At 57.1% G+C, this 26,387-nt stretch carries 20 protein-coding genes and 1 pseudogene; 9 read left to right on the forward strand and 12 right to left on the reverse strand.

Annotated elements, in window-relative coordinates; genetic code table 11:
• Positions 1-5 precede the first annotated feature (5 nt).
• Positions 6-1,889, reverse strand: coding sequence for a sigma-54-dependent Fis family transcriptional regulator (locus FKCLFG_RS14380; protein WP_472613760.1), 1,884 nt, complete (start codon positions 1,887-1,889; stop codon positions 6-8).
• Between the two features lie 402 nt (positions 1,890-2,291).
• Between FKCLFG_RS14380 and FKCLFG_RS14385 the strand changes: the two genes are divergently transcribed.
• The 6 genes from FKCLFG_RS14385 to msrA all read left to right on the forward strand — a co-directional run bounded on the left by FKCLFG_RS14385 (position 2,292) and on the right by msrA (position 8,898).
• Positions 2,292-4,460, forward strand: coding sequence for a TonB-dependent receptor family protein (locus FKCLFG_RS14385; protein WP_472613761.1), 2,169 nt, complete (start codon positions 2,292-2,294; stop codon positions 4,458-4,460).
• Between the two features lie 311 nt (positions 4,461-4,771).
• Entirely contained in the window at positions 4,772-5,140 is a 369-nt protein-coding gene (gene copC / locus FKCLFG_RS14390) for a copper homeostasis periplasmic binding protein CopC (protein ID WP_472613762.1), read from the forward strand.
• Between the two features lie 216 nt (positions 5,141-5,356).
• Positions 5,357-6,097 carry a copper resistance D family protein gene (locus tag FKCLFG_RS14395; protein ID WP_472613763.1) on the forward strand — a complete coding sequence of 247 codons (741 nt, stop codon included), beginning with the start codon at positions 5,357-5,359 and terminating at the stop codon, positions 6,095-6,097.
• Positions 6,098-6,338: 241 nt separating this feature from the next.
• The gene (cls, locus tag FKCLFG_RS14400; protein WP_472613764.1) at positions 6,339-7,598 is read left to right on the forward strand and encodes a cardiolipin synthase; all 1,260 of its coding nucleotides are present in this window, start codon (positions 6,339-6,341) and stop codon (positions 7,596-7,598) included.
• A 158-nt stretch (positions 7,599-7,756) separates the two neighbouring features.
• Positions 7,757-8,269, forward strand: coding sequence for a peptide-methionine (R)-S-oxide reductase MsrB (gene msrB, locus FKCLFG_RS14405; RefSeq protein ID WP_472613765.1), 513 nt, complete (start codon positions 7,757-7,759; stop codon positions 8,267-8,269).
• The gene (gene msrA / locus FKCLFG_RS14410; RefSeq protein WP_472613766.1) at positions 8,266-8,898 is read left to right on the forward strand and encodes a peptide-methionine (S)-S-oxide reductase MsrA; all 633 of its coding nucleotides are present in this window, start codon (positions 8,266-8,268) and stop codon (positions 8,896-8,898) included. Before msrB ends, msrA begins: the two co-directional genes overlap by 4 nt.
• 268 nt (positions 8,899-9,166) lie before the next feature.
• Here the strand turns inward: msrA and FKCLFG_RS14415 are convergent, their stop codons facing one another.
• From FKCLFG_RS14415 to FKCLFG_RS14425, 3 genes are all read right to left on the reverse strand, one after another.
• Positions 9,167-10,609, reverse strand: a complete 1,443-nt coding sequence (locus FKCLFG_RS14415) for a sensor domain-containing diguanylate cyclase (protein ID WP_472613767.1) — start codon at positions 10,607-10,609, stop codon at positions 9,167-9,169.
• A 225-nt stretch (positions 10,610-10,834) separates the two neighbouring features.
• On the reverse strand, positions 10,835-11,461 hold the full coding sequence (locus tag FKCLFG_RS14420) for a glutathione S-transferase family protein (RefSeq protein ID WP_472613768.1): 627 nt from the start codon (positions 11,459-11,461) through the stop codon (positions 10,835-10,837).
• Between the two features lie 40 nt (positions 11,462-11,501).
• Positions 11,502-12,215, reverse strand: a complete 714-nt coding sequence (locus FKCLFG_RS14425; RefSeq protein ID WP_472613769.1) for a glutathione S-transferase family protein — start codon at positions 12,213-12,215, stop codon at positions 11,502-11,504.
• 247 nt (positions 12,216-12,462) lie between these two features.
• Between FKCLFG_RS14425 and FKCLFG_RS14430 the strand changes: the two genes are divergently transcribed.
• Together FKCLFG_RS14430 and FKCLFG_RS14435 are read left to right on the forward strand one after the other, a co-directional pair.
• On the forward strand, positions 12,463-12,990 hold the full coding sequence (locus FKCLFG_RS14430) for a DUF3617 domain-containing protein (RefSeq protein WP_472613770.1): 528 nt from the start codon (positions 12,463-12,465) through the stop codon (positions 12,988-12,990).
• 148 nt (positions 12,991-13,138) lie between these two features.
• Entirely contained in the window at positions 13,139-14,350 is a 1,212-nt protein-coding gene (locus FKCLFG_RS14435) for a YbfB/YjiJ family MFS transporter (protein ID WP_472613771.1), read from the forward strand.
• Positions 14,351-14,447: 97 nt separating this feature from the next.
• On the opposite strand, the gene FKCLFG_RS14440 is transcribed toward FKCLFG_RS14435, so the two are convergent.
• From FKCLFG_RS14440 to FKCLFG_RS14465, 6 genes and pseudogenes are all read right to left on the reverse strand, one after another.
• Positions 14,448-15,209: an ABC transporter permease gene (locus FKCLFG_RS14440; RefSeq protein ID WP_472613772.1), complete on the reverse strand. Its 762-nt coding sequence runs from the start codon at positions 15,207-15,209 to the stop codon at positions 14,448-14,450.
• A complete protein-coding gene (locus FKCLFG_RS14445) occupies positions 15,206-16,132 on the reverse strand; it encodes an ABC transporter ATP-binding protein (RefSeq protein WP_472613773.1) in 927 nt (308 codons plus the stop codon). The genes FKCLFG_RS14440 and FKCLFG_RS14445 overlap by 4 nt, the downstream gene beginning before the upstream one ends.
• A 498-nt stretch (positions 16,133-16,630) precedes the next feature.
• Positions 16,631-16,828 (reverse strand): DUF3079 domain-containing protein, encoded by a 198-nt coding sequence (locus tag FKCLFG_RS14450; RefSeq protein WP_472613774.1) that lies wholly within the window; start codon positions 16,826-16,828, stop codon positions 16,631-16,633.
• Between the two features lie 101 nt (positions 16,829-16,929).
• Complete coding sequence (locus FKCLFG_RS14455) at positions 16,930-17,679, reverse strand: SDR family NAD(P)-dependent oxidoreductase (protein WP_472613775.1); 750 nt, start codon at positions 17,677-17,679, stop codon at positions 16,930-16,932.
• 427 nt (positions 17,680-18,106) lie between these two features.
• Positions 18,107-19,225 carry a sensor domain-containing diguanylate cyclase gene (locus tag FKCLFG_RS14460; RefSeq protein ID WP_472613776.1) on the reverse strand — a complete coding sequence of 373 codons (1,119 nt, stop codon included), beginning with the start codon at positions 19,223-19,225 and terminating at the stop codon, positions 18,107-18,109.
• 40 nt (positions 19,226-19,265) lie between these two features.
• A pseudogene (locus FKCLFG_RS14465) lies at positions 19,266-19,364 on the reverse strand (IS5/IS1182 family transposase); the annotation flags it as partial.
• A gap of 257 nt (positions 19,365-19,621) precedes the next feature.
• On the opposite strand from FKCLFG_RS14465, the gene FKCLFG_RS14470 reads away from it, so the two are divergent.
• Positions 19,622-20,218 (forward strand): hemerythrin domain-containing protein, encoded by a 597-nt coding sequence (locus tag FKCLFG_RS14470; RefSeq protein WP_472613777.1) that lies wholly within the window; start codon positions 19,622-19,624, stop codon positions 20,216-20,218.
• 28 nt (positions 20,219-20,246) lie between these two features.
• Here FKCLFG_RS14470 and FKCLFG_RS14475 read toward each other — a convergent pair whose 3' ends face one another.
• Positions 20,247-24,536, reverse strand: coding sequence for a translocation/assembly module TamB domain-containing protein (locus FKCLFG_RS14475; protein WP_472613778.1), 4,290 nt, complete (start codon positions 24,534-24,536; stop codon positions 20,247-20,249).
• Positions 24,533-26,350 carry an autotransporter assembly complex protein TamA gene (locus tag FKCLFG_RS14480; RefSeq protein WP_472613779.1) on the reverse strand — a complete coding sequence of 606 codons (1,818 nt, stop codon included), beginning with the start codon at positions 26,348-26,350 and terminating at the stop codon, positions 24,533-24,535. Before FKCLFG_RS14480 ends, FKCLFG_RS14475 begins: the two co-directional genes overlap by 4 nt.
• Between the last annotated feature and the right edge of the window lie 37 nt (positions 26,351-26,387).

Consider the following 26,387-nt stretch of genomic DNA (forward strand, 5'->3'; position numbering starts at 1 on the left):
CCGTATTATTTGGGCGCGGAAGTCTTGCGATAGACGGTGTTGCGGGAGACTCCCAGCGCCCGCGCAGTGGCGGAAACATTGCCGTGGTGGCTTTCCAGCGATCTCTGAATCACTGAAATTTCCATCTGTTCGAGGTTGGTTCCACTGGCAAAAAATTGGCTGGCGCCTTCAATATTTACACGATTTTCTGTCAATGCGATATCTTCAAAAAAATCGTCAGGAAGATGCTCTTTGCGAATTTCATGGCAATCCTCGGCCATCACAATTGCGGTGCGCAGCAGATTGGTCAACTGGCGAAAATTCCCTGGCCAATTATGCTGTTTGAACAACTGCATGATGCCCGGCGCCACCGAGTACGCCACGGTGTTCGACGCCAGCGCGAGCACCCTGTTGATCACCGTTTCGAGATCGGTGCGCTCGCGTATCGGCGGCAATTTGACGACCAATCCGTTTAAACGGTAATACAAATCTTCGCGAAACTCCCCTTTTGCAATCTGTTCCCGCAAATTCTTGTTGGTGGCGCAAATCAGTTCCACATTGACCGGAATCGATTTGGCGCTGCCCAATGGCGTGACCATCCGCTCTTGCAATACGCGCAACAAGCGGGCTTGCAAACTGAGCGGCATGTCGCCGATTTCATCCAGAAACAAGGTGCCGCCATTGGCTTGCAGAATTTTGCCGAGGCTGCCTTTTTTACGCGCGCCTGTAAAAGCGCCCTCCTCATAACCGAATAGCTCCGACTCGATCAAGGTTTCCGGAATGGACGCGCAATTAACCGCGACGAAAGCGCCTTTCGCGCGCGGAGAATCGTTATGGATCGCCTGGGCCAACAATTCCTTGCCAGTTCCGGTCTCGCCCATCACCAAAATCGGAATATCGCGCCCCAGCACTTTGGTAACTTTTTCGATTACCGCTGCAATTTGCGGGTCGCCGGTATTCAGATAGCGCAAGCCCGACAACCGACGCGTTGCCTGAGAGGAATTTTGCTGGCTGCCTGGCAGCGCTGCGCTGTCGGGCTGCGGCATCGCATTGGAAGTATGCTGAAATGCGCTATGGGCCAGGCGCAATTGGGCCCGGCCATATACGCGCATGCCGTTATGCAGGCACAGGTTCAACAAGTCCGGAGCCGCCGTGCGGTAATGGTCAAACAGCGCCGACACCGGCAGGCCGAACAGTGAACTGAAGGTATGCGAATGCAACGCGGAAAGCGACAAGCCAAGCTGAAACAGGCCGCTGCGATTGGCCGATAAAAACCGTCCGTTCGGGGCGAAGGCAGCGATGCCCTCCATCAAGGTGCCGATGAACTCCGGGCGCGTATTGAAATGCAGCAGGATGCCATCCTGAAAGGCGGACGAAAACAGTTGATTCTCGATCATTTGCGCCGACATGCGCACCAGCGCCATCGTGTGCTTATGGAAACTGCGCTGGTCGCCAGTGACATCGAGAACGCCAATGACGTTGCCGCGATAATCGAAAATCGGCGCGGCAGAGCAGGTCAGAAAATGATTGGTCCGCAGGTAATGCTCGTTGGCATGAATCAAGGTCGGCGCTTGCTCCACGATGGCGGTGCCGATTGCGTTCGTGCCCTTGCTTTGTTCCGACCAGACGACTCCCGGCTTGAGCGCCACCCGATCGGCTTTGGCCAGAAAATCGTCGTCGCCCAGCGTATGTATGATCAAGCCGTTGACGTTGGTCAGAATGACCATGTTGTGGGTATTGATAATTTGCTCGTACAGCGTTTCCATCACCGGCAACGCATGGATGTACAGGTCCTGATTCTGCTCCACAAATAGCGATAAATCGGAACCGGCAAGCGCATTGAAATCGGGCTTGTCGTTTTCCATAAGTCCATAGGCAATCGAACGCTGATGTGATTTTTGTATGGCCATGCAGATATTGCCGGCCGGAAGCGTGCCCGCCAATGATTTACTAATATTTGCCATCCCTGAGAGTCCCGAAGTAATTTTTATCAATATGTCAATGCTGGCGTTGTTCGTCTCTGACAAGAATGATCAGATGGCGTCGTGAAATTCAGAAAACGCATAATCGACATTATGTTTTTTAATGTAGCACTTGTTCAAAAAAGATGCAAAAGCGCGCATTGCCCGGGCTAAAAAGTGCATGGCATGGCTATGCATTTCTTTTGTCCTCAGTTTAAAAAACTAAAAATGCGCTGCGCAAAGGATGCGTCACGGATTACCGCAAGACAGAGCTTCATCAACATGGCTTATTTTCACTGTGGAAAAATGCAATTCAACTACCCACTGCATTGCCATGGAGCTGGACAAACCATGCCACCGTTTTGCTGCCCCTTTCGCTGCCCTTTGCACCGCTCTTTGCGTCTGACCTTGCTTGCGGCCATTGCCGCGGCCCTTGCGCCGCTTGCCAGCGCGGACGACAGCAGCGCCGAATTGCCTGCCGCCGCAGTCAGGACGCTCGCCCCCATCGTGGTGACCGGCAGCCGGTTCGAACATTCCAGTTTCGATCTGCCGGCCTCGGTCGATGTGCTGGAGCGGGAACAGATCACTGCAGGTCAGGCCCGGGTCAATGCGTCCGAAGCGCTGGCGGCGGTGCCCGGATTGGTGGTGCAGAATCGCCAGAATTACGCCCAGGATTTGCAGATATCGTCGCGCGGTTTCGGCGCGCGATCCGCTTTCGGCGTGCGCGGCGTGCGCCTGCTCGCCGACGGCATTCCCGCCACCATGCCGGACGGCCAGGGTCAGGCCGCCACCTTCAACCTGGACATGGCCGAACGCATCGAAGTATTGCGCGGCCCTTTTTCCGCTCTATACGGCAACCATGCGGGCGGCGTGATCCAGCTTTTCACCCGCGAAGGACAAGGCGCGCCATCGGTTGAGGCCAGCGTGCTGGGCGGCAACAACGGCAGCTGGAAAACCGATCTCAGCGCCCAGGGCAAACCGGGCGCGGTCGGTTATGTGCTGGATGCGTCGCGCTTTCACACCGATGGCGCGCGCGCCCATAGCGCGGCCACCCGCGACCAGGCTTTCGCCAAAATCACCACCCAGCCCGATGCCGACAGCCGCCTGATGGTGGTGGCCAACGGGTTGTGGCAACACGATACCCAGGACCCGCTCGGCGTAAGTTGGGGCACCTTCCAGCGCGATCCGCGCGCCGGCGAGATCGACCCCACCGATACCCAGAACCCGCAACGCACCTTTGCCGAACGTTACAACACCCGCAAGAGCATCGACCATCAACAGCTAGGCGTCACTTACGAGCGGCGCTTCGGCGCGGATAGTGTGCAGTTGACCGCCTATGCCGGCAACCGCAAAGTCATCCAGTACCAGGCTTTCTCCAAAGGCTTCCAGGCGCCTGCCAGCCACTCCGGCGGCGTGGTCGATTTCAACCGCAGCTTCGGCGGCGTTGACCTGCATTGGACCGGCGTAAGCCAGCTCGGCAACGGCCGCTTCACCAGCACCGTCGGCCTCGACTATGGCCGCTCCAGCGACGATCGCCAGGGCTTTGAGAATTTCATCGGCGACCAGTTCGGCGTCAAAGGCCGGCTGCGGCGCGACGAAACCGATACCGTCACCAGCCTCGACCCGTATCTGCAAACCGAATGGCAGAGCGGCGACTGGGTGCTGACCGCCGGCCTGCGCCACAGCAGAATGCGCATCGCGGTGGACGACCGCTTTATCCGCAATGGCAACGATAGCGGCAGCATAAATTACCGCCGCACCACGCCGGTACTCGGCCTGCTCTACAAAGTCACGCCGGCGCTGAATCTGTATGCCAGTGCGGCAAAAGGATTCGAGACGCCGACGCTCAACGAGCTGTTCTATTCCGGCAACGGGGATGGCTTCAACTTCAACCTGAAACCGGCGCATAGCACCCATCTTGAAGTAGGCGCAAAAGCATTGCTGGGCAGCGCTACGCGGGTCAATATTGCGCTATTCCAGGTGCGCACCGACGACGAACTGGTGGTGGACGCTGCCAGCGGCGGGCGCACCAGTTACAGGAACGCCGGCGCAACCCTGCGCCAGGGGCTCGAACTGTCGCTCGATACCAGCTGGAAGCATGGCTTTTCGGGCCGGCTCGCGTTGACCGGCCTGTACGCCGTCTATGACCAGAGTTTCGGCACAGTCCCTGCCGGCAACCGCCTGCCCGGTGTGCCGCGCGCCACGCTGTATGGCGAACTGGCATGGAAAGATGCACCTTCCGGCCTGAGTGCCGCAATCGAGGCCCTAACCAACGGCAAGGTCTACGTCGAAGACAGCAATACCGAAACCCCCGCGCCCGGCTATGCGGTCGCGAATCTGCGGCTCGGTGCCGAGCAGCATCTCGGCGTCTGGCGACTGCAGCAATTTGTGCGGATCAACAACCTGCTGGGCCGCAATTACATCGGCTCCGTAATCGTCGGCGACAACAACAAGCGTTTCTACGAGCCGGCGCCGGGGCGCAACTGGATGCTGGGAGCCAGCGCGCAATACGTGTTTTAGAAGCCTGCCGGATTGAGGGAAGATCAGGGCTCGCAATGGATAGCGCGATGAAAATCAAGACTTTTGTTTTGCATGGCCGGGAGCGGGCCCGGCACCCATCAGCATTAACTGGAGTATATTTTATTACCGCAATGAATATATGCGGAAATTGCCATAAAAATGGCAATACTCGTTGTTTTAGTGAAACTTGTTGTGTTCTGGATCCTGTTCGTGATTTGCCTGTCTTTCGCGGATATTGTTTTCCACGATAATGAACATGCGTAACATTCATAACACCCATAACATCCGTTATTAACCAAAGAGGAAATACCATGACACGGTTGCACAGACTCCTTTTCACTTCGGTACTGGCAGGAATGATTTTTGTTAGCGCGGGCGCTTGGGCCCATGCAAAACTACAAACCGCGCTTCCCGCTGCGGGAGCGACGCTCGCAGCGCCTCCGGACGAAGTTTCCCTGCATTTCAACGAAAAGCTCGAAGCAGCATTCAGTTCGGTGAAGGTTACTGACAGCGCCGGCAAAAACGTCGGTACCGCCAAGTCTCAGCTAGACCCGGCCAAGCCATCCGTACTTAAGCTTGCGCTGCCGGCTTTAAAACCGGGAGTTTATGGCGTGCACTGGGCTGTGGTTGGGCAGGACGGTCACCGCATAAAAGGCGAGTACACATTCACGGTAAAGTGAATGAACACGGTTGTTCTGTTTAAAGAAATTTCCACCGTGCTCTTGAATGCCAGTTTGGCCTGGATGGCGGGAGCATTTTTCGCGCGCATCTGGTTAGTAAATTGCGCGGCAAGCTGGTGTGATAGAGCGCGGCGCCGGCTTTACTCCTCCGTGCTTGCCGCCGCAGGAATCTGCATTGCGGGCAGTTTCTGTACGCTCTGGGCCGAAACAGCGGTCATGAACGACTCCAGTCTTTGGGATGCGCGTGGCGCATTCTGGACCATGTTGAGCCTGACCCATTATGGACGCGCCGGACTGTGCGGACTGGTCGCGCTGCTGGTCCTCGGTTGCGCATATCTGGCGCACGACAAAATGCGCGACAGGCGCGCCTACGACAGTTTGCTGGTAGCGCTTCTGTTGGTTTTTGCGTTTACGCGCGTCATCGCGAGTCACGCGGGCGTCAATGGAATGTTCGGATTGGATGCGGGGGTGGAATGGCTGCACTTGCTTCTGATTAGTCTATGGGCCGGCGCAATCATGGTTTCAGGATGGATGGTATTGCCGTGCGCTGGCGTTCTCCAAAAAGCTGACTTACGCGCTACCGCCGGTTTCCTGAAAGCGCTATCGCGTACTGCCGCCATTGCGTTGGCGGGAATAGCAGCAACTGGCGCGTATAACGCCTATCGGGGGCTCGGGAGTTTGGACAATCTGTCCGGAAACGCTTACGGAAACGCGCTTACCATCAAGCTGTGCCTGGTCGCTGTCGCAGTCGGCCTGGGCGCATTTAACCGATTTATCGGCTTTCCCGCAGTCGCAGGAATAGAAAATTCGTCAGATTCTTCGGATTTGCGAGCGACGACATTAGCGGCCGCCCTGCATCGCCTTGTCTTCGTTCTCCGTCTGGAATCCCTTGTTTTGCTGGGGGTTCTGATGGCTGCAGCAGCGCTAACGGGTCAGGCTCCGCCCGCCTTGATGTGATTTGACTTGACTTGACGCGCGATAAATTTGGTTCTGCCACCTTAACGTTCACTGGCGAAGCGGGTGGCCGCTCTTTCCGCTGCCACTACGCAAGCGCGCGCATTGCGCACGCTCAAGCCCAACCTTAACGCTTTTCTTATACTGAAAAAATCAAGCGGCGAGACGCCGATGGCGGCTCAACGCTGCTTGTCAAAAACGCGGCAAGCACCCTCGGGATGCCAAGATGACCAAGCGAAGCGCCATGACTGCACTGATAGCCTGCATCCTTACCTTAGTTGCGGTATTCATCGTGCTGAATTTTCTGCCCGGCGAAAATCACATCGAGACCCAGCTCACGCGCCAGTACAACACCGAAGACCCGCAGTTCCGGCGCTCGATGGGCGTCCTGCTGGGGCCGCCTATTCTGGAAGGCAATGCAGTCGAGGTGCTGGTCAATGGCGACGCGATCTTTGCCGCCATGCTCAAGGCGATCCGCGGCGCGCAAAAAACCATCACGTTCGAAACCTATATCTATTGGTCGGAATCGATCGGACGCGAGTTCAGCGAGGCGCTGATGGAGCGCGCGCGGGCCGGCGTCAAGGTGCACGTAATGCTGGACTTCATCGGCAGCGTGAAAATGGACCTGGCCAGCCTGGACGCGATGAAACAGGCCGGCGTGCAGGTCCAGCGTTATCACAAACCCGTGTTGTGGAAACTGGCGCGCCTGAACAACCGCACCCACCGCAAATTGCTGGTGGTCGATGGCGCGGTCGGCTTCACCGGCGGCGTCGGCATTGCCGACCAGTGGCGCGGCAACGCGCAAGATGACAAGCACTGGCGCGACACACATTTCCGGGTCGAAGGCCCGGTGGTAGGCCAGATACAGGCCGTGTTCGTCGACAACTGGACCAAGGCTACCGGCCGCGTGCTGGACGGCGTGGCATACTTTCCGCCGCTCAAGCGCGCCGGTGCCAATGCGGCGCAAATGTTCAGCAGCTCGCCCACCGGCGGCAGCGAAAGCATGCAACTGATGTACCTGATGTCGATCACCGCGGCCCAGCACAGCATCCATTTGTCGAGCTCGTATTTCGTGCCCGACGACCTGACCGTGAAGACGCTGGTGGACGCGGCCAAACGCGGCGTGAAGATCCAGATCATCACGCCCGGCACTGCAATCGATTCCGAAGTGGTGCGCAGCGCTTCCCGTTCGCGCTGGGGCGACCTGCTCGCCGCAGGAATCGGAATCGCCGAATTTCAGCCCACCATGTTTCATGTCAAGGCGCTGGTGGTGGACGCGTTGCTGGTGTCGGTTGGCTCGACCAATTTTGACAACCGGTCATTCAGCCTGAACGACGAAGCGAACCTGAATGTAATGGACCAGAACTTTGCCCTGCGCCAGATCGCCATTTTCGAGGACGATCTGCGGCGCTCGAAAACCATCACCCTGCAGGCGTGGCAGCAGCGGCCCTGGCAAGAAAAATTCACCGAACAAATCGCCTCGCTGCTGGGCTCGCAATTGTGACGAAAAAAATGGGGGTTCGCCGCCAGATTCGCATTAATCGCAAAAACGCATGCTGCGAACGACGCGAATTCTGATAGGAAGCGCAGGCAGTGCGCAGGTACGGCAAGCGCGGCCGACAAAGGACATAATTGATTCAGGAATGGGAATGAGGAGTCGTCATGGATCGCCGCTTAAATCGTCGCTTATCAATCCAATATCTGTCCAGCCTGCTGCTGGCGGGCAGTCTGCTGCCTTTTGCCGCGCGGGCGGCGGCAGCGCCCACTCTGAAGAAATCCAAGTCTGAATGGCAGAAGTTGTTGCCAAAAAGCAGCTACGCAGTGCTGTTTGAAGATGACACCGAACAGCCGCGCAGCAGTCCGCTGGACGCTGAAAAACGCGCCGGCAACTATGTTTGTGCAGCCTGTTATCTGCCGCTATTCAAGAGCGCGCAAAAATTCGATAGCGGCACAGGCTGGCCCAGTTTTTTCGATGTGTTGCCGGCTGCAGTTGAAAAGCACAGAGACTTCAAGCGAATTCTGCCGCGCACCGAATACCACTGCGCCCGCTGCGGCGGACATCAGGGCCATGTGTTCAACGACGGGCCGAAACCGACCGGGCTGCGCTACTGCAACAACGGCGTCGCGTTACAGTTTGTACCCTCAGACCGCAAGCTGCCGGAGCTGCGGACATGAAAACAATACTGCAAGCCATCATGCTGCTGCTGGCATGCATGCAGCCGGGTTCCGGCGTACTGGCCCAGGCGGGCAGCACCGCCAGCACAGGACCGGCATCGGCGCCAGCGGCAACCGCGATTTTTGCCGGCGGCTGCTTCTGGTGCGTCGAGGCCGATTTTGAAAAACTGCCCGGCGTACTGTCGGCGCAATCCGGCTACACCGGCGGCGGCACCGCAAATCCCACTTACGAGCAAGTCAGCGCCGGCGGCACCGGACATGTCGAGTCGGTGCGCGTCAATTACGACCCCGCCAAAGTCAGCTATGCAACGCTGCTAGATTATTTCTGGCATCACATCGATCCGACCGTAAAGGACCGCCAGTTCTGCGATGTCGGCAATCAATACCGCAGCGCGATCTTTTATGACAACGATGCGCAGCGTGCGGCAGCCGAGGCCAGCAAGGCGGCGCTGCTCAAAAGCGGACAGATCAGGCAGATTTACACCGAAATCGTGCCGGCGCAGCCGTTTTACGTCGCCGAGGAATACCACCAGGATTATTACAAGAAGAACCCGATCCGCTATCGCTTCTACCGCGCCAATTGCGGCCGCGACGCCCGGGTGGCGGAAGTCTGGGGTGGCAAACACTAAATTCTGTATTGTTCTGATTCAGAATGGCGCTGGCAGGCTGGGCCGAGCGCAACGGAATCCGGTCTCGGATGCAACTTGTTGCCAGGACCAATCGAACAACATACTACATAACGTATATTTAATTCATGCATATAAATAATGCGTCGAAGCATACGTTTATTGACATACTCCGGCATAAATTCTCAATAAAACGATTAGTGCCTAGCGTTATCCAACCCACCGTGCTTACCATGCTATTACAAGGTAGCTTGCTCTTCCGACCGATCTTTCAGTCCGCAAACTCAACACAATCACGTCCTTTTTTCTTAGCTCGGTAAAGGGCTGCATCCGCCTTGGCCAAAGCAGCATAGACATCTGTTATATCAGCGCCCACCATGGCTAACCCGATGCTGGAGGTCATTGATAGCGCGACTCCTTCATTGTTCGGTATCTCGCTTGCCCGAATTCCCTGGCAAAGACGTTCCGCCACTGCCCGCGCGCCTTCGGCAGTCGTGTTGGACAGCAAAATGGCGAATTCATCGCCGCCAAAGCGACCGAGCAAATCAATATCCCGCAGCACCTTTTGGCAAGCATTGACAAACACGACAATTGCCTGGTCACCAATGGCATGTCCGTGGGTATCGTTGATCTGTTTGAAGTGGTCAATATCAAGCATGAGTACAGCAAGGCCGAAGTTGTATCGCCGAGCCCGTTTTAATTCTGTCTCAGACCTGGAAATAAAATGGCGTCGGTTGGCAATCCCGGCAAGGGGATCTGTGTTGGCCATTTCCGAGAGCGCTTTCTGTTGGCGCATCAGCGCCCAGTGTTCGCGCAAGATGCGAATCGCCATCCCCCAGAACAGCAGCAGAGCAATCACCTCCCCCCATGCACGCTGTCGCCAACCCGCCAGCCAGTCGGAGTCTGCCTCACCAAGAATAATGATGAAGGGCAGATCATCGACCTTGCGCACACCGTACAGACTACTCTCGCCATCAAGAGAAAATTGAGAATGGAAGGTCGCGTAACTCTCGCCGGACGCAATGAACGCTTTGATCTGCGGATGATTTATTGTTTTTCCCAGCATTTCCGGCACTGCCGGCTTCCTTGCCAGCAAGCTAAACCATGTATCTGCGATCACGATGGTTCCATGCGGACCAACCGGCACCTGCCCAAGCCACTTGGAGAAAAATTCCAGGTCAACGGCTATGCCTGCCAAACCGTGAAACCCGGGTGAAGCGCCTGGAAAGCGTCGGACCTGAGTAATAGACGGCCGCCCCGCTTTGCTGAGATACATGTGCGAAACAAATGTTTCGCGCTGCGGGCCGGTCTGGAATGCCTGACACCATTCTCGTTGACTGACATCAACACCTACTTTGGCATTCGTGTGAGTAATAATGCAACGTTTGTCGCTAAGTCCAACGCCAACCGCATTGGGCAGCGTTTTCCGCTTGACATCAATAAACTCCGAAATACGGGCATGCTGCATCGTGTCTGGATAGGGATAGCGGAGTTCTGCCAATGGCACATGGCTGACAATGTCACGCAACACATAGTCCGAGTTCTGCATGGACCCCTTGATCCATTCACTGACCAGGTAGCTGGCATTGGCCACCCGCAACCGGGTGGCATTTTCTTCATTGAGATACGATAAGCGAAGATCGTATGCCGCCACAACGGCGAGTGCCAGACAAAAAAATATGCAGTAGAGAAAGCTTTTTCGGTATTCAGGCATCACAGAACCTCGGAGAAACGAGAGAGATTCTCGCGATCACAGAGCAAGAAAAATCAATCGCCTGGGTCTTGACCCGATTGAATCATCAATGTCTCGCTCCGCAAGTAAGTCTCGCAGGCATCCTTCGTGTGTGTTGTCGAATATTACAGTTCTTCGTGGAAATATGGCGAAAATGTCACTCTTGGCCGGCGATGCTCTTCCAAAACACCAGCTCAAGCCATCACCTCAGGCATCAGCCAGCTTGGCGCTCGGCCGCTGCGCGATGCGGTCGCGCCAGGCTTGCAGATGGATCATGCCTTCCGCGCCCGGCCTGAACTTGATCAGTCGGGCGAATTCAACCGCGCAGAACGCGGTGATGTCGGCGATGGTGAATCGCTCGCCTGCGACGTAGGGACGCGACGCCAGTTGGCCATCGAGCCAACGCGCAATCTCCCGCATTTTCTGGCCCTGCGCTGTGCCGTAATCGGGAAACTGGGGTTGTTCAAGCACCGCCAATCCCGGATGGGTGTGACGCACGCAATTGGCGATGCTGGCAAACAAACTGAACTCGATCTGGCGATCTGTCATTTCGATGAAGGCGCGCTCTTCCCCATCGCGGCCCATTAAATTAGGCTCCGGATAGACCGCCTCAAGATAGGTGCAGATGGCCCGCGACTCGGCAAGGAAGCGGCCATCGTCAAGCTCCAGCACCGGCACCGTTGCCAAGGAGTTGCGCGCCAGGAAATCATCCTTCTTATGCTCGCGGCTGTTCAAGTCGACCAACTGGCGTTCCATGTCGCGCACGCCTTTTTCCGCCAGGAACATATCCACCCGTCGTGGATTCGGCGCACGCGCCGAGGTGTAAAGTTTCATGATCTCTCCTCTGATTGGAATGCTATTTTTGAAAACGGCACTACGCCGCTGTTCCGCTGTTCTGTGACTGGCCCATCTCGACCATCTTGCGCGCCTCTTCGGAAAATTTCTGCGCGGCAGCATCGTCATCGCGCACATCCAGGTTGGAGGGCGGCATCAGAATGCCGCGCTGCACCGCTGGCCGGGCGCGGATCGATGCCAGCCACCGCTTCAGATGCGGGAACGCCTCGACCGACACCCCCGACCATCGGTGCGTACGGACCCAGGCCCAATTGGCAATATCGGCAATCGAATAATCTCCGGCCAGATATTCATGATCCTTCAGATGTCCATCCAGAACCCGGAACAGCCGCGTGCATTCACCTTGGTAGCGATCAATCGCCGGCTGGATTTTTTCAGGGAAATAACGATAGAACACGTTTGCCTGGCCCATCATCGGACCGATGCCGCCCATCTGGAACATCAACCATTGCAGCACGCGTGATCGGCCCTTCGGATCGCCCGGCATCAACTTTCCGGTTTTCTCGGCAAGATAGATCAGGATCGCGCCCGATTCAAAGACCGCAAAGTCATCAGCATCGTGATCCACGATCGCCGGAATGCGGCCGTTGGGATTGATCGCCAAAAACTCCGGTTGTTTTTGCTCATGCTCGCTTAAATCCAGCACGCGCATCGCATAAGGAAGTTGCAATTCTTCCAGCGCGATGGATATCTTGTGGCCGTTCGGTGTGGCGGCGGTAAATAACTCAATCATCTTGCGTCCCCTCCCGGAGTCTTAGGTTAAACCACTTTTTTATTCTATGGCCATCAATGAAAAATGCAGCCTTTTAGGGTCCGCACGGAAATTTTTTACGAATCAAAAAAAAGTATATTTCAGAATGGTTATGCATGCCGGACCCAGCGGGCAACAGCAACTTCATGTTGAATCGGCAATATTCTGAACTTACCCGGTTACGCGCTCTCTGAAAGTTGTATAACATTAATTCCTTTCAGGAGACTCAATGCGCAAAATTTTTCTTCCTTTTGTTTTCATATCATCATTGCTGGTGTCAACTGCGCACTCGGCGGAAAACAACATGCGCCCCGGATTATGGGAAATGACAACGACCTCAGATCTGTTGCGGCTAGTGCCACAGATTCCGCCAGACCAAATGCAAAATTTGATGAACTTGGCCAGGCAGAACGGAATTGATATGCCGCAGATTCAGAATGGCGCGGCAACGTCCCAGGTGTGCATTACCCAGGAAATGGCGGATCAGAAAATTCCGCCTGATTTTTACCAAAACCAGTCGGGATGCACCGCTAAAAACGCGACCCGCATCGGAAATAAATACAGATTGGAATTCGCTTGCGACAACGCTAACCTGAAGGGAAATGGAACAGCGGAAGGGACTTTCACCAGCCCGGAGCGATTTTCAGGACGGACTGAATTCGATGGCGTTGCACAAGGAAATCCTATCAGCCAGCATGCCGACACCAGCGGTCGATGGGTTGGCGCACACTGTGAAGCAGCCAAGTCGCCGCAGTGACCCCGCAGATACGGTGGTGATTGCATGAAGCGGCCAGGATACCGCTGCCCGCAACCACGGCCTGAAAGGCCGCAGTGCGACAGACTTCATGGATGCAACGCAATGACAGCGCGCTTTCAATGTCCAAAATAAACCAAAGAGTTCCAATATGCGTGAACAGAGAGAGCGCCTCAAGGTCCTCAGTGCCGGCATCTTCAGCCTGATCCTGGTGTTGGGCGTTGCCCGTTTTTCCTATACGCCCTTGCTGCCGCTGATGCAGCAGCAAGCGGGGCTTGGCGTGGCCGCAGCCGGCTGGCTGGCGGCCATCAACTACGCCGGCTACCTGAGCGGGGCGATCATCGCCTCCCTCATCAGCGACCTGGTATTGAAGGATCGTCTGTACCGTATCGGCATGGTGCTGGCCATTGTCAGCACCGCCGTCATGGGCCTGACCACGGATATCACCATATGGGCGCTGTCCCGGTACGTCGCCGGCCTCAGCAGCGCCGCCGGCATGCTCTTCGGGACGGGCCTGATCCTGAACTGGCTGATCCGCCACAACCACAGGAGCGAATTGGGCGTCCACTTTGCCGGCATTGGCCTGGGCATCGCTGGCTGCGCCGCCGCGGTGACGCTGTTCAGCCCGTGGCTGGACTGGCGCCAGCAGTGGTTCGCTTTCACCGCCCTCGGTTGTCTGCTCCTGGTGCCCGCGTTGCGCTGGTTGCCCGCGCCGGATCGAAGCGGCTTGACGGAGACCGGACAGAAGATGGAAGACCATCCGCCGAGCCCGCTCTATCTGCGCATCTTCATGGCCGCTTATTTCTGCGCCGGTTTCGGCTACGTGGTGAGCGCGACCTTCATCGTCGCCATCGTGAACAAGTTGCCGGGACTGGCCGGACAGGGCAACCTGGTGTTCCTGGCGATCGGGATTGGCGCCGCGCCGGCATGCATCAATTGGGACTTGATCGCCCGCCGCACCGGCGATCTCAACGCCCTGATATTGGCTTCCGTGCTTCAAATCATAGGGATTTTGTTGCCGGTCATGGTCGGCGGCCTGTTTGCCGCTCTTTTCGGGGCCCTGCTTTTCGGTGGAACGTTCATCGGCATGGTGAGCCTGGTGCTGACCATGGCGGGCCGCTACTACCCGACCCGCCCGGCCAAGATGATGGGTAAGATGACGCTCTCTTACGGCGCAGCCCAGATCGTCGGCCCGGCAATCACGGGCGCGCTGGCCGCCCACCTTGGCAGCTATAACGCAGGTCTGTACTTTGCGGCTGGGGTGATGGTCGTTGGCACGCTGCTGCTGCTGGCGCTCAAGGCCGTAGAGCTACGCGATGCTGCGGCTGTGGCCTCGATCCATGCGTCCTGCCCGCGGCACTGAGCCCGGCTCAACGTCGCGGGCGCAGGTGCGGCGGAAATTTCGCGTTATTTGCGCATGGCTGACTGCTTGATAGTATTCATACGGTATTAATACGGCATCAATACTTGAGTCGGTAGCCGGTCTTGAATATCCAAGCCACGATCGCCAGGAAGGCGGCCAGAAACACCACGGTCATGCTGAGGCTGACCGCGATACTCACATCGGCATTGCCATAGAAGCTCCAGCGGAATCCGCTGATCAGGTAAACCACCGGGTTGAACAGGCTGATCGTGTGCCAGATCGGCGGCAGCATCTTGATCGAATAGAAGCTGCCACCAAGGAACGTCAGTGGCGTGATTATCAGCAGCGGAACCAATTGCAGTTTCTCGAAATTGTCGGCCCAGATGCCGATGATGAAACCGAACAGGCTGAAGGTCACCGCCGTCAGCACCAGGAACAGGATCATCCAGATCGGATGCTCCACATGCAGCGGAACGAAGATTCCGGCCGTGGCCAAAATGATCAGACCGAGAAGTATCGATTTGGTCGCGGCTGCGCCGACATAGCTGACCACTATTTCCCGATACGACACCGGCGCCGACAGCAGCTCATAGATGGTTCCGGTGAATTTGGGGAAGAAGATTCCAAAAGAGGCATTCGAGACGCTTTGCGTGAGCAACGACAGCATGACCAGTCCCGGGACGATGAATGCACCATAGCTGATGCCGTCGATCTCGGTGATGCGCGAGCCTAACGCGGCTCCGAAGACTACAAAATACAGCGAGGTCGAGATTACCGGGGCGACGATGCTTTGCAACAAGGTGCGCCAGGCGCGCGCCATTTCGAACATATACATGGCGCGGATTGCGTGGAAGTTCATTGCTCGTCCTTTATCAGGTTGACGAAAATACTTTCAAGCGAACTCTGTGTGGTTTGAATATCCTTGAATCCGATGCCCGCCGCGCTCACCGCGTTGAGCAGCGAAATGATGGTGCCCCCTTCCTCTTCGGTTGCGTAGGTATAGATCAATTGACTGCCATCACCCGACAGATTCAGGTCGTAGGCGGCAAGTTCGCTCGGGATGCGCTCTAGCGGCTGCTCCAATTGCAGCGTCAGCAGTTTCTTGCCCAGTTTTCGCATCAGTTCTTTCTTGTCCTCAATCAGGAGGATCTCGCCCTTGTTGATCACGCCGATTCTGTCGGCCATATCTTCAGCCTCGTCGATGTAATGGGTGGTCAGGATGATGGTCACGCCGCTATCCCGCAGCGAACGCACCAATTGCCACATGTCGTGCCGCAGGTTGACATCGACGCCAGCGGTCGGTTCGTCCAGAAACAGGATCTGCGGCTCGTGCGACAACGCCTTGGCAATCAGCACACGACGCTTCATGCCGCCGGACAAGGTGATCAGTTTGTTATCCTTCTTGTCCCACAGCGACAAGTCCTTGAGAACTTTTTCGACGTAGGCGGGATTGGCCGGTTTGCCGAACAGTCCGCGGCTGAAGGATACCGTCGCCCACACTGTTTCGAAGGCATCGGTGGTCAGCTCTTGCGGCACCAGACCGATCAGGGATCGCGTGGCGCGGAAATCCGTGACGATGTCGTGCCCATCCACCCGCACCGTTCCCTCGGATATATTCAGGATGCCGCAGATGCAGCTAATCAGCGTAGTCTTGCCGGCGCCATTGGGGCCGAGCAATGCCAGGATTTCTCCACGGCGGATCTCCAGATTGATGTTTTTGAGGGCCTGGTAGCCGGAGGCGTAGGTCTTGCAGAGATTTGCTATGGATATGATGTTTTGCATGAGCCGATCGATTTTATAAACTGACATTCCGCACGGAGTGCGAAATATAAAAAGCATTGTCCACGAAAGACACGAAAAGCACGAAAGAATGCACAGCGATCAGCATCGTAGGTTGGGTCAGCGTAGCGTAACCCGATATTTACGGCTACGAATGTCGGGTTACGCTACGCTGACCCAACCTGCCAAAAACCGCTGCAATACTTGTTCATCTTTCTCGCGAAAGGACCGGTGCGTAACATTAGTTGCTCAATTTTACGTAGTGCAGGCCCGATGTGAGCGCCCAGCCGTTCCCATTTTACCAATGGAAATTGCAGCGCTTCGGGGTGGATGCGGCGCTGACGCCTTGCCCGCAGGTCAAAAAGGCGCGCAACGAGATGCGCTTGCCGAACGAACGTCAGCACAGTGGCTTCCAGTCCTTGCGCGCGGCCGATGCCGTATGGGCCGGACCGTATCTTCAAGGATCGCCAGTAGGAGCAGGGGTTAGAGCAGGAACTAGCGTCAGCTGTCCGCAGGCTCTGCCGGTTTTGCGCCAGAGTCGAGGCCCCACTCGAGCCAGTCCGCTCCAAACAGTTCAGCCGGATGCTGCGTGCGCTCGGACCCGTTTCCGCAGGCTAGGGAACCGACAGGACAATACTTGTCGCATCCCCAGCAAAGTCGCTCGGGATGCTCTGGATTCACGGGAAATTTTTTTGCCATTTAGGTACCTTACTTCTGATGAGTAGCGTTCAGGCGCGATCAGTTAACGAAACACATGGAGTACACGGAGTACAAAATGCGGCATCTCTTGCGCGCATTCATTAACCAATGGTGTATCCGCCGTCGACTACGATTTCCTGCCCATAGATATTTTTCGCCGCGTCCGAGGCGAGGAAAACGGACGTTTCGGCAATGTCTTCTGGCAGGCCGAACGCACCCAGCATCAGCCGCGCATTGATTTTTTCTGCGACTGCATTGAGGGCGTCGGGGGGCAGCCCAACTGTTGCCCACAAATTTGTGGCGATCGGGCCCGGTGCGATGGAATTGACGCGTATGCCCTTTGGCGCGAGTTCCGCAGCCAGGGTCTGCGACAGGGATTTGAGCGCTGCCTTGCTGGCGCTATAAATTGCCAACCCGGGAAATCCCACCTGCGTCAGAAAGGTCGTAATGAACTGTATCGAGCCACCCTTGCGGATGTGCGGGACGAACAGGCGCGCTGTCTCGGCCGCACCGAACAGATTCACCGAAAACTGCGTCGCGAATGCGGCGGCCGTACTGTCTTCAAAGGAAGCAACGCGGGCGATACCGGCATTCGGCACCAGGATATCAATGGCGCCAACACTTTCAACGACGGTCTTGAGCAGACGTTCCAAGTCTTCCTGTCGGGTGACGTCGCCGATCACAGCGTTCACCTTGCCCGGGTTGGCTGCTTCCAGCGCCCGCAGGCTGTCGCCATTGCGTGCAAAAGCGATAACTCTTGCCCCTTCAGCGACAAAATGTTCAACAATCGCGCGGCCGATGCCACCGCTCGCTCCGGTTACCACTGCAATCTTGCCGTCTAAACGTTTCATATATATTCCCGAAAAGTTGTTCTGCGTTGTGATGCTTATCAGTCACTGCTCTGACCACTCTAACATAGATACATGTAAAGTATATCTTTGGCGGCGTGTCGCAACATAGAGCGTTTGCGTAATCGCGAAGTGCGGCCAGCCCAGCGCCAACTTCTGTGCGGTGCAAAGATTTTGGCGCTGGAATCGGCTTAAATGCACCGCGCGGTTACTGCCGGAAGCTATTCATTAACATGCCGGCTGCATAGTGCAGTAAATGATGTTCCCGCTGCGGTCCCAGGTCTTGCTTGCGGTGAGCGGCATTTCTCTCTGTCCAGATCGCCGCAGGTATCGTCCTCGATTAGCGGAATATCGCGTTCTTCGCCCGACCTGCATGCGTGGCCGATGATTGGCCGGCGCTCCTGGTCAAACCCGAGTTGGCGTCAATATGTTATGCCCAAGCCACACGATTACGCCCTTGCCGCTTGGCTTCGTAAAGAGCCTGGTCCGCCAATAATATTGCTGCATCGAGCGAAGTTAATGTCTCGGTAAAGATATGGATACCGATACTGATTGATAGAGAATAGGTGGGATAGGCGTCACAACTGGGGATGCACTGGATTGAATGAAATGCTGTTCGGAGTTTCTCGGCAACTATGTTAATTTGGTTTTTGTCCAATCCGGCGAGTATCGCTATAAATTCTTCGCCCCCGAAACGCCCTACGATATCTATTGTGCGTAATTCGCTTCTACATTGCCTGGCAAACTGGCGTAAAACCTCATCGCCCGTTTGATGTCCAAACGTGTCATTTATTTTTTTAAAATGATCAAGATCGATCATCAGGAGTGCTGTGGATTGATGGTTGCGCCGGTAGCGTTCAAATGCATTTTCAGCCAACTCCATAACACGTCGCCGGTTATTCAGTCCCGTGAGCGGATCTGTATAGGCTAATTGCTGCAATTCTTGCTCTAGTTTTTTCCGCTGCTCCGCTTCCAGGACAAGGCTCATGTTGAGCATCGTGAGTCTTTCAGACTGATCAGCCAGTGTGGTTTTCTGTTCCAAAATTAACTGCTGGAGTCGATTCTCTTCCTCCAGTTCTTTTCTGAGTTTCAACTCCATTTGCAGCTCTAGGTAATTTATCTCCAGCTCTTCCTGCACCTTCTTGCGCTCGGTGATATCCCGTCCCACGCCAATCAATCCTTTGAATTCCCCCGTCGATTCATCGTGAAACGGAACCTTAAATACTTCGTAGTAATGCATGATTCCATCGTCAGTACGGGCACGCTCTTCCGATTGCATTAATCTGCGGCCAGCGACTGCATCTCTGTCGCTCTGCATGCATGATTCAGCAAATTCCTCGGGTAAAAGCTGGTCTTCCGTTTTGCCGATGTAGTTGTTTTTATCGATACTGTAGAGATTTAGAATAACCGGGTTTCCATAGATCCACCGCAAGTCTGAATCTTTCATGAAAACAGGATCGGGAATCGAGTCCAGCAGCCCGGTGAACTGAGAGATGAGATGCTTGAGTTTTGCGTTTTCTTCCAGTAACTGCTGCTCTCTATTTTTCATGTAATTAATTCCAAGTTAAAGCTACTTTGACTTTAAGAACTTATCCGTAAACAATATTGACGACCAGCGGCGCCTTTCCAAACGCGATGATGACGGCAGCCAGATGATTCAGCGTCACAAAGCTGCGCTTCAGCCTATCGCATCCAATTGAACCCGCTTTACGCGGCATCAAATACCCATCATCTAGCCCTCTTGGAAGAGTGAGGCTCCAGCGCAGCCGATTTTTCCCCATCCCACTTTACGTGCGAAAGGGTGCAGTGCTGCGCAATGACGCTTGCGCCAGGCGAGCTTCTGGCAACCGATATGGCGGATTTAATGCTGCATGGTTGATTCACGCGCTTGTCCTTATCGCGGGTACAGAGTAGTTTGGCTCACGTGATTTTAAAAAGGCCTTTTATGCGTGTGCTATCACATCATATTGCGATATGTGTCATTGAGAATGAACATGATCGGCTGTCGGCTGTGCTCCAAGGCATGCAGCATTTCGTGCGCGCCATCAACAAGGGCAAGAAAGCGCCGGACCCCAAGGTATTTCGGGCAATGCTCGAATACATTAGCGAGTACCCGCACAAAGTGCATCATCCGAAAGAAGATCAATACCTGTTTGCTCGGTTACGCGAGCGCACCAATCGAATCGATCAGACTATTGAAGAACTGGAGTCTCAACACAAGCTAGGCGAGTCGCAGTTGCGTGCACTGGAACGCGCGCTGACGCAATATGAACTTGAGGGCGCCGCAGCATTCCAGTCATTTTTTGACATGGTGGAAACATATGCCAAATTCTATTCCGATCATATGAGCTTGGAAGAAGATGTGGTTCTTCCCGCTGCCATCAAATTTCTGACGCCGGATGACTGGGCCGTGATCGATGCGCAGTTTGCTGCCAATGCGGACCCGCTTGCCGGTAGTGAATACAAGGAGAGCCTGGACAAGCTGTTTTCACTGATTGTAAACATCACGCCGGCACCGGTTGGGCGCGGGCCGGCAGCCTAGCAGCAAGCGGCATAAGCGCCTGCCGGCATCAATCAAACGACCAGGTATAAAACAAGTCGAGCGCGGTGCTGGTGCCGGTTTCGGCTTGCAGCGAGAAGCGCTTGGTCAACATGTAGCGCAGTTTAACTAGAGTCGATGCGCCGCTGACGCCTTGCTCGTAGGTCAAGAAGGCGCGCGACGAGATGCGCTTGCCAAACGTCAGCACGGTGGTTTCCAACCCCTGCGCACGGCCGATGCCGAATTCGTCGAGGCCGATCGATTGCGCCACTTTCGCTTGCAGCGATGCGCCCTGGGACGCGCCGAACAAGGCGTTGGCGGCGGCCGAGAGCGCATCGAACTGGCTGCCGGAAGCGCTGTCGGTGCCGTGCCCGAGCACCAGCCAGGACAGCTTTTCGGTGTCCGGCACCGAGGGCGTGGAAACCAGTCTGGCGCGGGGGGCCAACGCGTTGCCGCGCACTTCGACGCCGGCTTCGACATTGCCTTCAATCTCGGGCACCGGGCGCACCGCCAGAATATTCAAACCCGGATTGTCGATGGGGCCGCTGAAGGCGAGAATGCCGCGCCGGATTACCAGCTTTTGGCCGTAGGCGGCGTACGTGCCTTTGACTACTTCGATGCTGCCGTTGGCGCGTGGCAACTGGCCGTCGTCCACCCGCACCCGCAGGCTGCCGCCGACTTGCGCATCGAGCCCTTTGCCCTTGATGAAGAAGCGCTGGCCCAGATCCAGCATGACATCGACCCGCAGCGGCAGCGCCTTGCCGGCACTCTTGCCGCCATTTTTTTCGCGTCCCAACACCACCACGTCGTCGCTGATGGTGGGCCCGCTCTCACTGGGCAGCTCGAATATCGCGCGCTCGGCCTTGAACTTGCCGCCGATCTGCAGCCGCTTGTCGTCCAGCGTGATGTTGCTGTCGCCGCTCAACACCAGCAGCCGTTCCGGGCTGGACAATGCCAGCAGCTTGTCGGCCGTCAGCGTCATTTGCACGCTGGGCCGGGCGTTGGCAAAGCGCGCCTCGCCCTGCACATTCAGCTTGCCTTGTTCGCCATCGAAGGCGAGTTTTTTCAATAGCAAACGGTCGCCCTGCAATTGCGCCCGCAATACGCCGTTGCGCAGTTTTATGCCCTGCTCGGCCCAGCGCACGCCGAGCTGGTCGCCGTTGATCTCGCCGGTCAAATTGGGCGCGCCCAGCGTGCCGGAGCCGCTGATCGCCAGCGCCAGCCGTCCTTGCAAATCCAGCTCGGGGCGGCCGACGACCGGCCCGATCCAATCCAGCCTGGGCAGGCTGGCAGTGCCGCTCATGGTCAGCGGGCTGGTCGCCGGCAGACTCCAGCTGCCGGACGCGCCGCCGATTTTGGTGCTGCCGGCAAAGCGGCTGCTGCCGACATGGCTGCCATCCATTTCAAACTCCAGCTTCAGCGTATTTTTGACGATATCGGCGCGCAAGGCCAGCTTGCTGAGGCCCAGCGCCAGCGGCGCGGCGTTGCTTCCGGTGCGTATGGTGGCGTCGCCGCCTTCGCGAAACAGCCGCACATTGCCGTCGATGAAACTATCAGCGTCGAGCGACCAGTCGGCACCGAAAGTCAGTGAACCGGCCAGATTCTGTTGCAGCGGTTCCGACAATTTCGCCAGCGTAGTCAGCGCAATGCCGCTGGCATGACCGCGGCTTTGTAAGTGGCTGCCGTTCTTTTGCAGCGTTTGCAAATTCAGGCTGCCGCTGAGCAGCGTCAGCCTGAAATCGGTCAATGAAAATTGCCCGGGGCCGACTTTCAGCGGTGCCGGCGCTTGCAGCGTAAAGGCAAACGCGCCGCGATTTTGCAGGCCGCGAATCGCGCCATCCCAGCCTGTGGCCTGTTGCCAGCCGCCGGCCAGCGTCGCTTTGAAATTTTCGCTTTGGTTGTTGCCGCTGAGTTCGATGGTGTGCGCACGCCGGCTGCCGTTGGCTACCAGCCGCAACGCCTCGAATGCCTGCGTGCCGGAGCGCGCTTGGCCCAGCGCGATATCGGCTTGCAGCGGGCCATTTTCGCCTTGCTGCAAGCGGCCGCTGGCGCGCAGGGTTTTGATGAAGGTTTCGCCCGGTAGGCGGATCTCGTTGCCATCCAGCGCAAAGCCGATCTGCAGCGCATCCTTGCTGCCGCTGACGCTGCCCTCGCCGCTTACAGCGCCGCCGAAATTCGGCCCCAACACACTGAGCTGGCGCGCATCGAGACGCCAGTCGAGCCGGTCTTTCGGCGCGCCGAAATTGCCTTTGAGCATGACGCTGTTGTTCGCCAGTTGCAGCGCGATATCGGCGTTGGCGATGCGTGCGGCGTCGGCCTGCAACTTGCCATGTCCGGACAAGGGCGCGCCCAGCAGCGTGCCGGGTTGCAACGTGAAGTCGAGCGCGACCCGCCAATCCTTGGCCAAGTTGCCGGTTGCATCGATGTCGCCGCTGATATCGCCTTCCGGATAAGCGCCGAAGGCGGCCGGATTCAGGCGGGACAAGTTACCTTTCAAACTGAACGGGCCGCTGCCACTCAGTGCCAGATTGCCGCGCGCCTTGAAGTCGCTATTGGCGAAACGCTGTGGTTTACTTTCTTTCGGATTCAAGACCAGCCCTTGCGCGTTGGCATCGAACGCCAATTGCGGCGCTGTCATGCTGCCGGTAAGCGTGCCGGTGGCGCGCAACGCGCCGGCCAGACCTGCTTGCAGCATTGCCAGATTTTTCGCATCGATGCGCAGCGCCAGGCTATCTTTGGGTGCGCCGAAATTGCCTTGTGCGGCAATCAGATTGCCGCCGAGGCGCAACGCCAGATCGACGTCTTGCAGGCGCTGGGCATCGGCGCTTAATTTGACCTGACCGGACAACGGTTGTTTGAGCAAGCGGCTCGGTTGCAACTTGATGTCCGCCGCGACTTGCCAGTTCGGCACCAGATGGCCTTCCAGACGCAGCGCGGCATTCACATCGGCCGCCGGATAAGCGCCGAAATCCGACGGATCGAAACGTTGAATGCTGCCAGTCAGCGCGAACGCTTGCGCGGTGTCCGTGCGCGCTTGCCCTTGCACACTGAGCGCGCTCTTGCCGGCGCTGAGTTTGGCTTGCTGCAAATTCAGCAAGCCGTCGGCCAGCGTTGCATCGAGTGCCAGTTGATAGCGATCCTGCCCCAGCCGCGCTTTCAGCACTTGCCGGCCGTCCAGCGCGGACAGCACGATATCGCCGGCGATGGCGGTGTGGTTGAGCTTGGTGTCAATCGCTTTCAGATTGATTTTTTCGGCACGCAGCGCAAATGCGGCCTTGCCATTTTTGACGCTGCCACTGCCGCTGGCGCGGCCGGCGTCGGCCAGATCGAGCACCATGTCTTTGATATTTGCCGCCTCCAGCGTGCCATCGATGTGGGCGCTGATGCTGCGCAGCGGCAGGCTTTTTTTATCCATCGGGCCGGGTGGCAGCGTGTTGACGATGTTCAGTTTGGCGCTGATGGTTTGGTCCGGCTGCACCTGGCCGGTCAGATCGATCGCGATTGCGGCCTGCGGCAAATCGCCATCGGCACTAAAACGGCTGGGGTCGATGCCGGTCGCTTGCAGCGCAATCCGGCGCAATGCGAAGGCGTCAAACGGCGCGATGGTCAAATCGCCGTGGCCGCTCGCGCCCTGCGCATCAAAGTTGGCCTTGATCGTCAGCGCGTTCAAGTCGCCGCCCAATACGGCCTGGGCTTGACTTGCATCGCGCCCGGCTCCGTGTAAAAAATTGATCTGGCCGGTGAGTAAAAATGGCGGCTTCGCGCCCAGTGTCAGGATTGCGTCCAGATTGCCCCACGGCGTGCCGGCAGCGGCATCCTGCACCTGCCATTGCTGCCGGTCGCCATGCAGCGCAAAATGCAGATCGTGCAATTCGGTGCGCGCACCGGCTTGGGAAATCATCACCAGCTGGCCCAATTGTGCCGCCTTGACTTCGACTTCCAGAGGCACCGACAGGTTAGTCGGCAGCACTAGCGGCTCGTTCGATTCCTGTAATGTTTGCAGCGTAAGGCGCGCCGCCTGCAGCTTTTCAATTCCGACATGGCCGCGCAATAGTTGGGCCGGCGACCAGCGCAGATCGAGATCATCCAGAGTGATCACTTTCTCGGGCGTGTTGTAACGCAGTTGCTTAATATGCACCGGCGCCAGCAGCGAACCGCTCACGCCCGTAAACGTCAGCGCGCCGTTGCTGGCGTTGGCCGCTTGCTGCAACACCCAGCGCAGGCTGGATTCACGCGGTATCAGGATTGCCGCCAGCAGTACCAATAACGCCAATACCAACGCCAGCGACGACAGTGCAATCCACCATGTGCGCCGCCTCAAAATGTCACTCCAAGCGAAAAATGCATGCGTACTTTCTTGTCCGACTGCCCGTAGGCGATATCCAGATTGATCGGCCCGACCGGACTGCGCCAGCGTCCGCCGACGCCGTAACCCACTTTCGGCGTCAGTTCTGCGACGCTATCGGCGGCGTTGCCGGCATCGACAAACACCGCGGCGCCCCATTTCGGCAGAAACCAATTCTGGTATTCGGCGCTGCCGACCGCCATATAACGCCCGCCGACGATGGCCGTGCCTTGCGCCACGCCCAGACCCTGATACGCGTAACCGCGCACCGACTGATCGCCGCCGGCGCGGAACAGGTAAGCGTCCGGAACGCCATCCTTGCTGCTCGAGGCGAGCGCGCCCAGTTCGCCGCGCAGGACCACGATGCCTTTTTTACCCAGCGGGCTGTAATGCACCACGCGCGCGCTGCTGCGCACGAAGCTCTGATCGGTCAGCAAGCCGCCCAGCGCGGCGCCGATTTGCGCATGAATGATGCTGCCATTGGCCGGAAACAATAAGCTGTCGGTATCGCGCCAGGTCACGCCATACGTCAATGGCATCGCCTGACTATTGCGCGAACCGAATCCCTCAATTTCCCTTTGCTCATTCAAGTATTCCAGCGTCAGGTTGCGCTCCAGCGTCGGCTTGCCCCAGACGCGTTTGCCAGAAATGCTGGAGACCTTGCCCACCTCGCCCGCAATGTCGCTGCGCACATACGACAGGCCGGCGCTGTACTGGACGCCTTCTTGCGTGAGCGGCAGATAGATGTCGGCGGTGGCCGACTGCTTTTTGGTTTCTATCGTCAGCGCGCTCTTGAGCTTGAGTTCCCGATCCGAAAAATTCAGGTCTTCATACGTCAGCTTGGCGCGATTGCCGGTATTGGTGCTGTAACCGATCCCGATCCCAGTTTTCCTGCGCTTGTTTTCGGTCACGGTCACGCGTACCGGCACCGGTGCTGACGACGGCAGCGCAGTACTTGGAATGCTTGGAGTACTTTCAAGCTCTTCCGGCGCATCGATTTCGGCACTGACATCGACCCTGCTGAAATAGCCGCTGTCGAGCAAGTGCGCCTGCAGTTCCAGCAGCGCGGCTTCGTTATACGGATCGCCCGGCTTGATCTTGTTTATGCGGCTGATGATGGTGGCCGGATAACGCTGCAAGCCGTCGATGATCAACGCGCCGAAATGAATCTCCGGGCCGCTGTCGATCACTACTTTCAGCGCAACCGTATGCGCCAGCGGATCGACGGTAGCGCTCGTTTGCGTCAGGCGCGCGCGCGGATAACGCTCCAGCAGCAACTTGCGCAGCAAACCATTCTTGGCCGACTCCCACGCTGCCTGCCGGAACACCTGACCCGGCGGCAGCGCCCAGCCGCTGCGCAATTCGGCCACCTGCGGCTGGCTCGCAATCGCCCCTTCAAACGCCAGATCGACCGCGCCCACCAGCGCCGGCGCGCCGGCTAATACCGTGAATTGAATGCGCCAGGCCTGGCCCTGCTGGGTGATTTCGGAAGTAATGGTCGGCGCATAAAAACCCTCGGTCGCCACCAGCGTCCTGATCTGATCGGGCGCCTGGCGGTACAGCCGCTGCAACTGTTCGACGTCAAGGCGCACATTGTCGTGCCAGCGATTCAGGTCGAGATTTTTTTCCAGCACATCCTTCAGGCCAGAGGGCGCTTCCAGCACCACGGTATACTCCAGATTCTCGGCATGGGCGCACACCGACAGCAGCAACAGGCCGACCGGCAGTAGTCGTAAAATCCGCAGCATCCGCTGCATCCATTGCCCAAGGCTAAAAATAGTTCTGATCATTGCAAAATGCCCGTGGCTGCCATAAGGTTTGTATATT

Source organism: Gelidimonas denitrificans (assembly GCF_055694065.1).

Bases quoted from the DNA above. Each gene is read 5' to 3' on its own strand.
- FKCLFG_RS14380 (WP_472613760.1), bottom strand. From the start codon at position 1,889: ATGGCCATACAAAAATCACATCAGCGTTCGATTGCCTATGGACTTATG.
- FKCLFG_RS14385 (WP_472613761.1), top strand. From the start codon at position 2,292: ATGCCACCGTTTTGCTGCCCCTTTCGCTGCCCTTTGCACCGCTCTTTG.
- copC (WP_472613762.1), top strand. From the start codon at position 4,772: ATGACACGGTTGCACAGACTCCTTTTCACTTCGGTACTGGCAGGAATG.
- FKCLFG_RS14395 (WP_472613763.1), top strand. From the start codon at position 5,357: ATGAACGACTCCAGTCTTTGGGATGCGCGTGGCGCATTCTGGACCATG.
- cls (WP_472613764.1), top strand. From the start codon at position 6,339: ATGACTGCACTGATAGCCTGCATCCTTACCTTAGTTGCGGTATTCATC.
- msrB (WP_472613765.1), top strand. From the start codon at position 7,757: ATGGATCGCCGCTTAAATCGTCGCTTATCAATCCAATATCTGTCCAGC.
- msrA (WP_472613766.1), top strand. From the start codon at position 8,266: ATGAAAACAATACTGCAAGCCATCATGCTGCTGCTGGCATGCATGCAG.
- FKCLFG_RS14415 (WP_472613767.1), bottom strand. From the start codon at position 10,609: ATGCCTGAATACCGAAAAAGCTTTCTCTACTGCATATTTTTTTGTCTG.
- FKCLFG_RS14420 (WP_472613768.1), bottom strand. From the start codon at position 11,461: ATGAAACTTTACACCTCGGCGCGTGCGCCGAATCCACGACGGGTGGAT.
- FKCLFG_RS14425 (WP_472613769.1), bottom strand. From the start codon at position 12,215: ATGATTGAGTTATTTACCGCCGCCACACCGAACGGCCACAAGATATCC.
- FKCLFG_RS14430 (WP_472613770.1), top strand. From the start codon at position 12,463: ATGCGCAAAATTTTTCTTCCTTTTGTTTTCATATCATCATTGCTGGTG.
- FKCLFG_RS14435 (WP_472613771.1), top strand. From the start codon at position 13,139: ATGCGTGAACAGAGAGAGCGCCTCAAGGTCCTCAGTGCCGGCATCTTC.
- FKCLFG_RS14440 (WP_472613772.1), bottom strand. From the start codon at position 15,209: ATGAACTTCCACGCAATCCGCGCCATGTATATGTTCGAAATGGCGCGC.
- FKCLFG_RS14445 (WP_472613773.1), bottom strand. From the start codon at position 16,132: ATGCAAAACATCATATCCATAGCAAATCTCTGCAAGACCTACGCCTCC.
- FKCLFG_RS14450 (WP_472613774.1), bottom strand. From the start codon at position 16,828: ATGGCAAAAAAATTTCCCGTGAATCCAGAGCATCCCGAGCGACTTTGC.
- FKCLFG_RS14455 (WP_472613775.1), bottom strand. From the start codon at position 17,679: ATGAAACGTTTAGACGGCAAGATTGCAGTGGTAACCGGAGCGAGCGGT.
- FKCLFG_RS14460 (WP_472613776.1), bottom strand. From the start codon at position 19,225: ATGAAAAATAGAGAGCAGCAGTTACTGGAAGAAAACGCAAAACTCAAG.
- FKCLFG_RS14470 (WP_472613777.1), top strand. From the start codon at position 19,622: ATGCGTGTGCTATCACATCATATTGCGATATGTGTCATTGAGAATGAA.
- FKCLFG_RS14480 (WP_472613779.1), bottom strand. From the start codon at position 26,350: ATGATCAGAACTATTTTTAGCCTTGGGCAATGGATGCAGCGGATGCTG.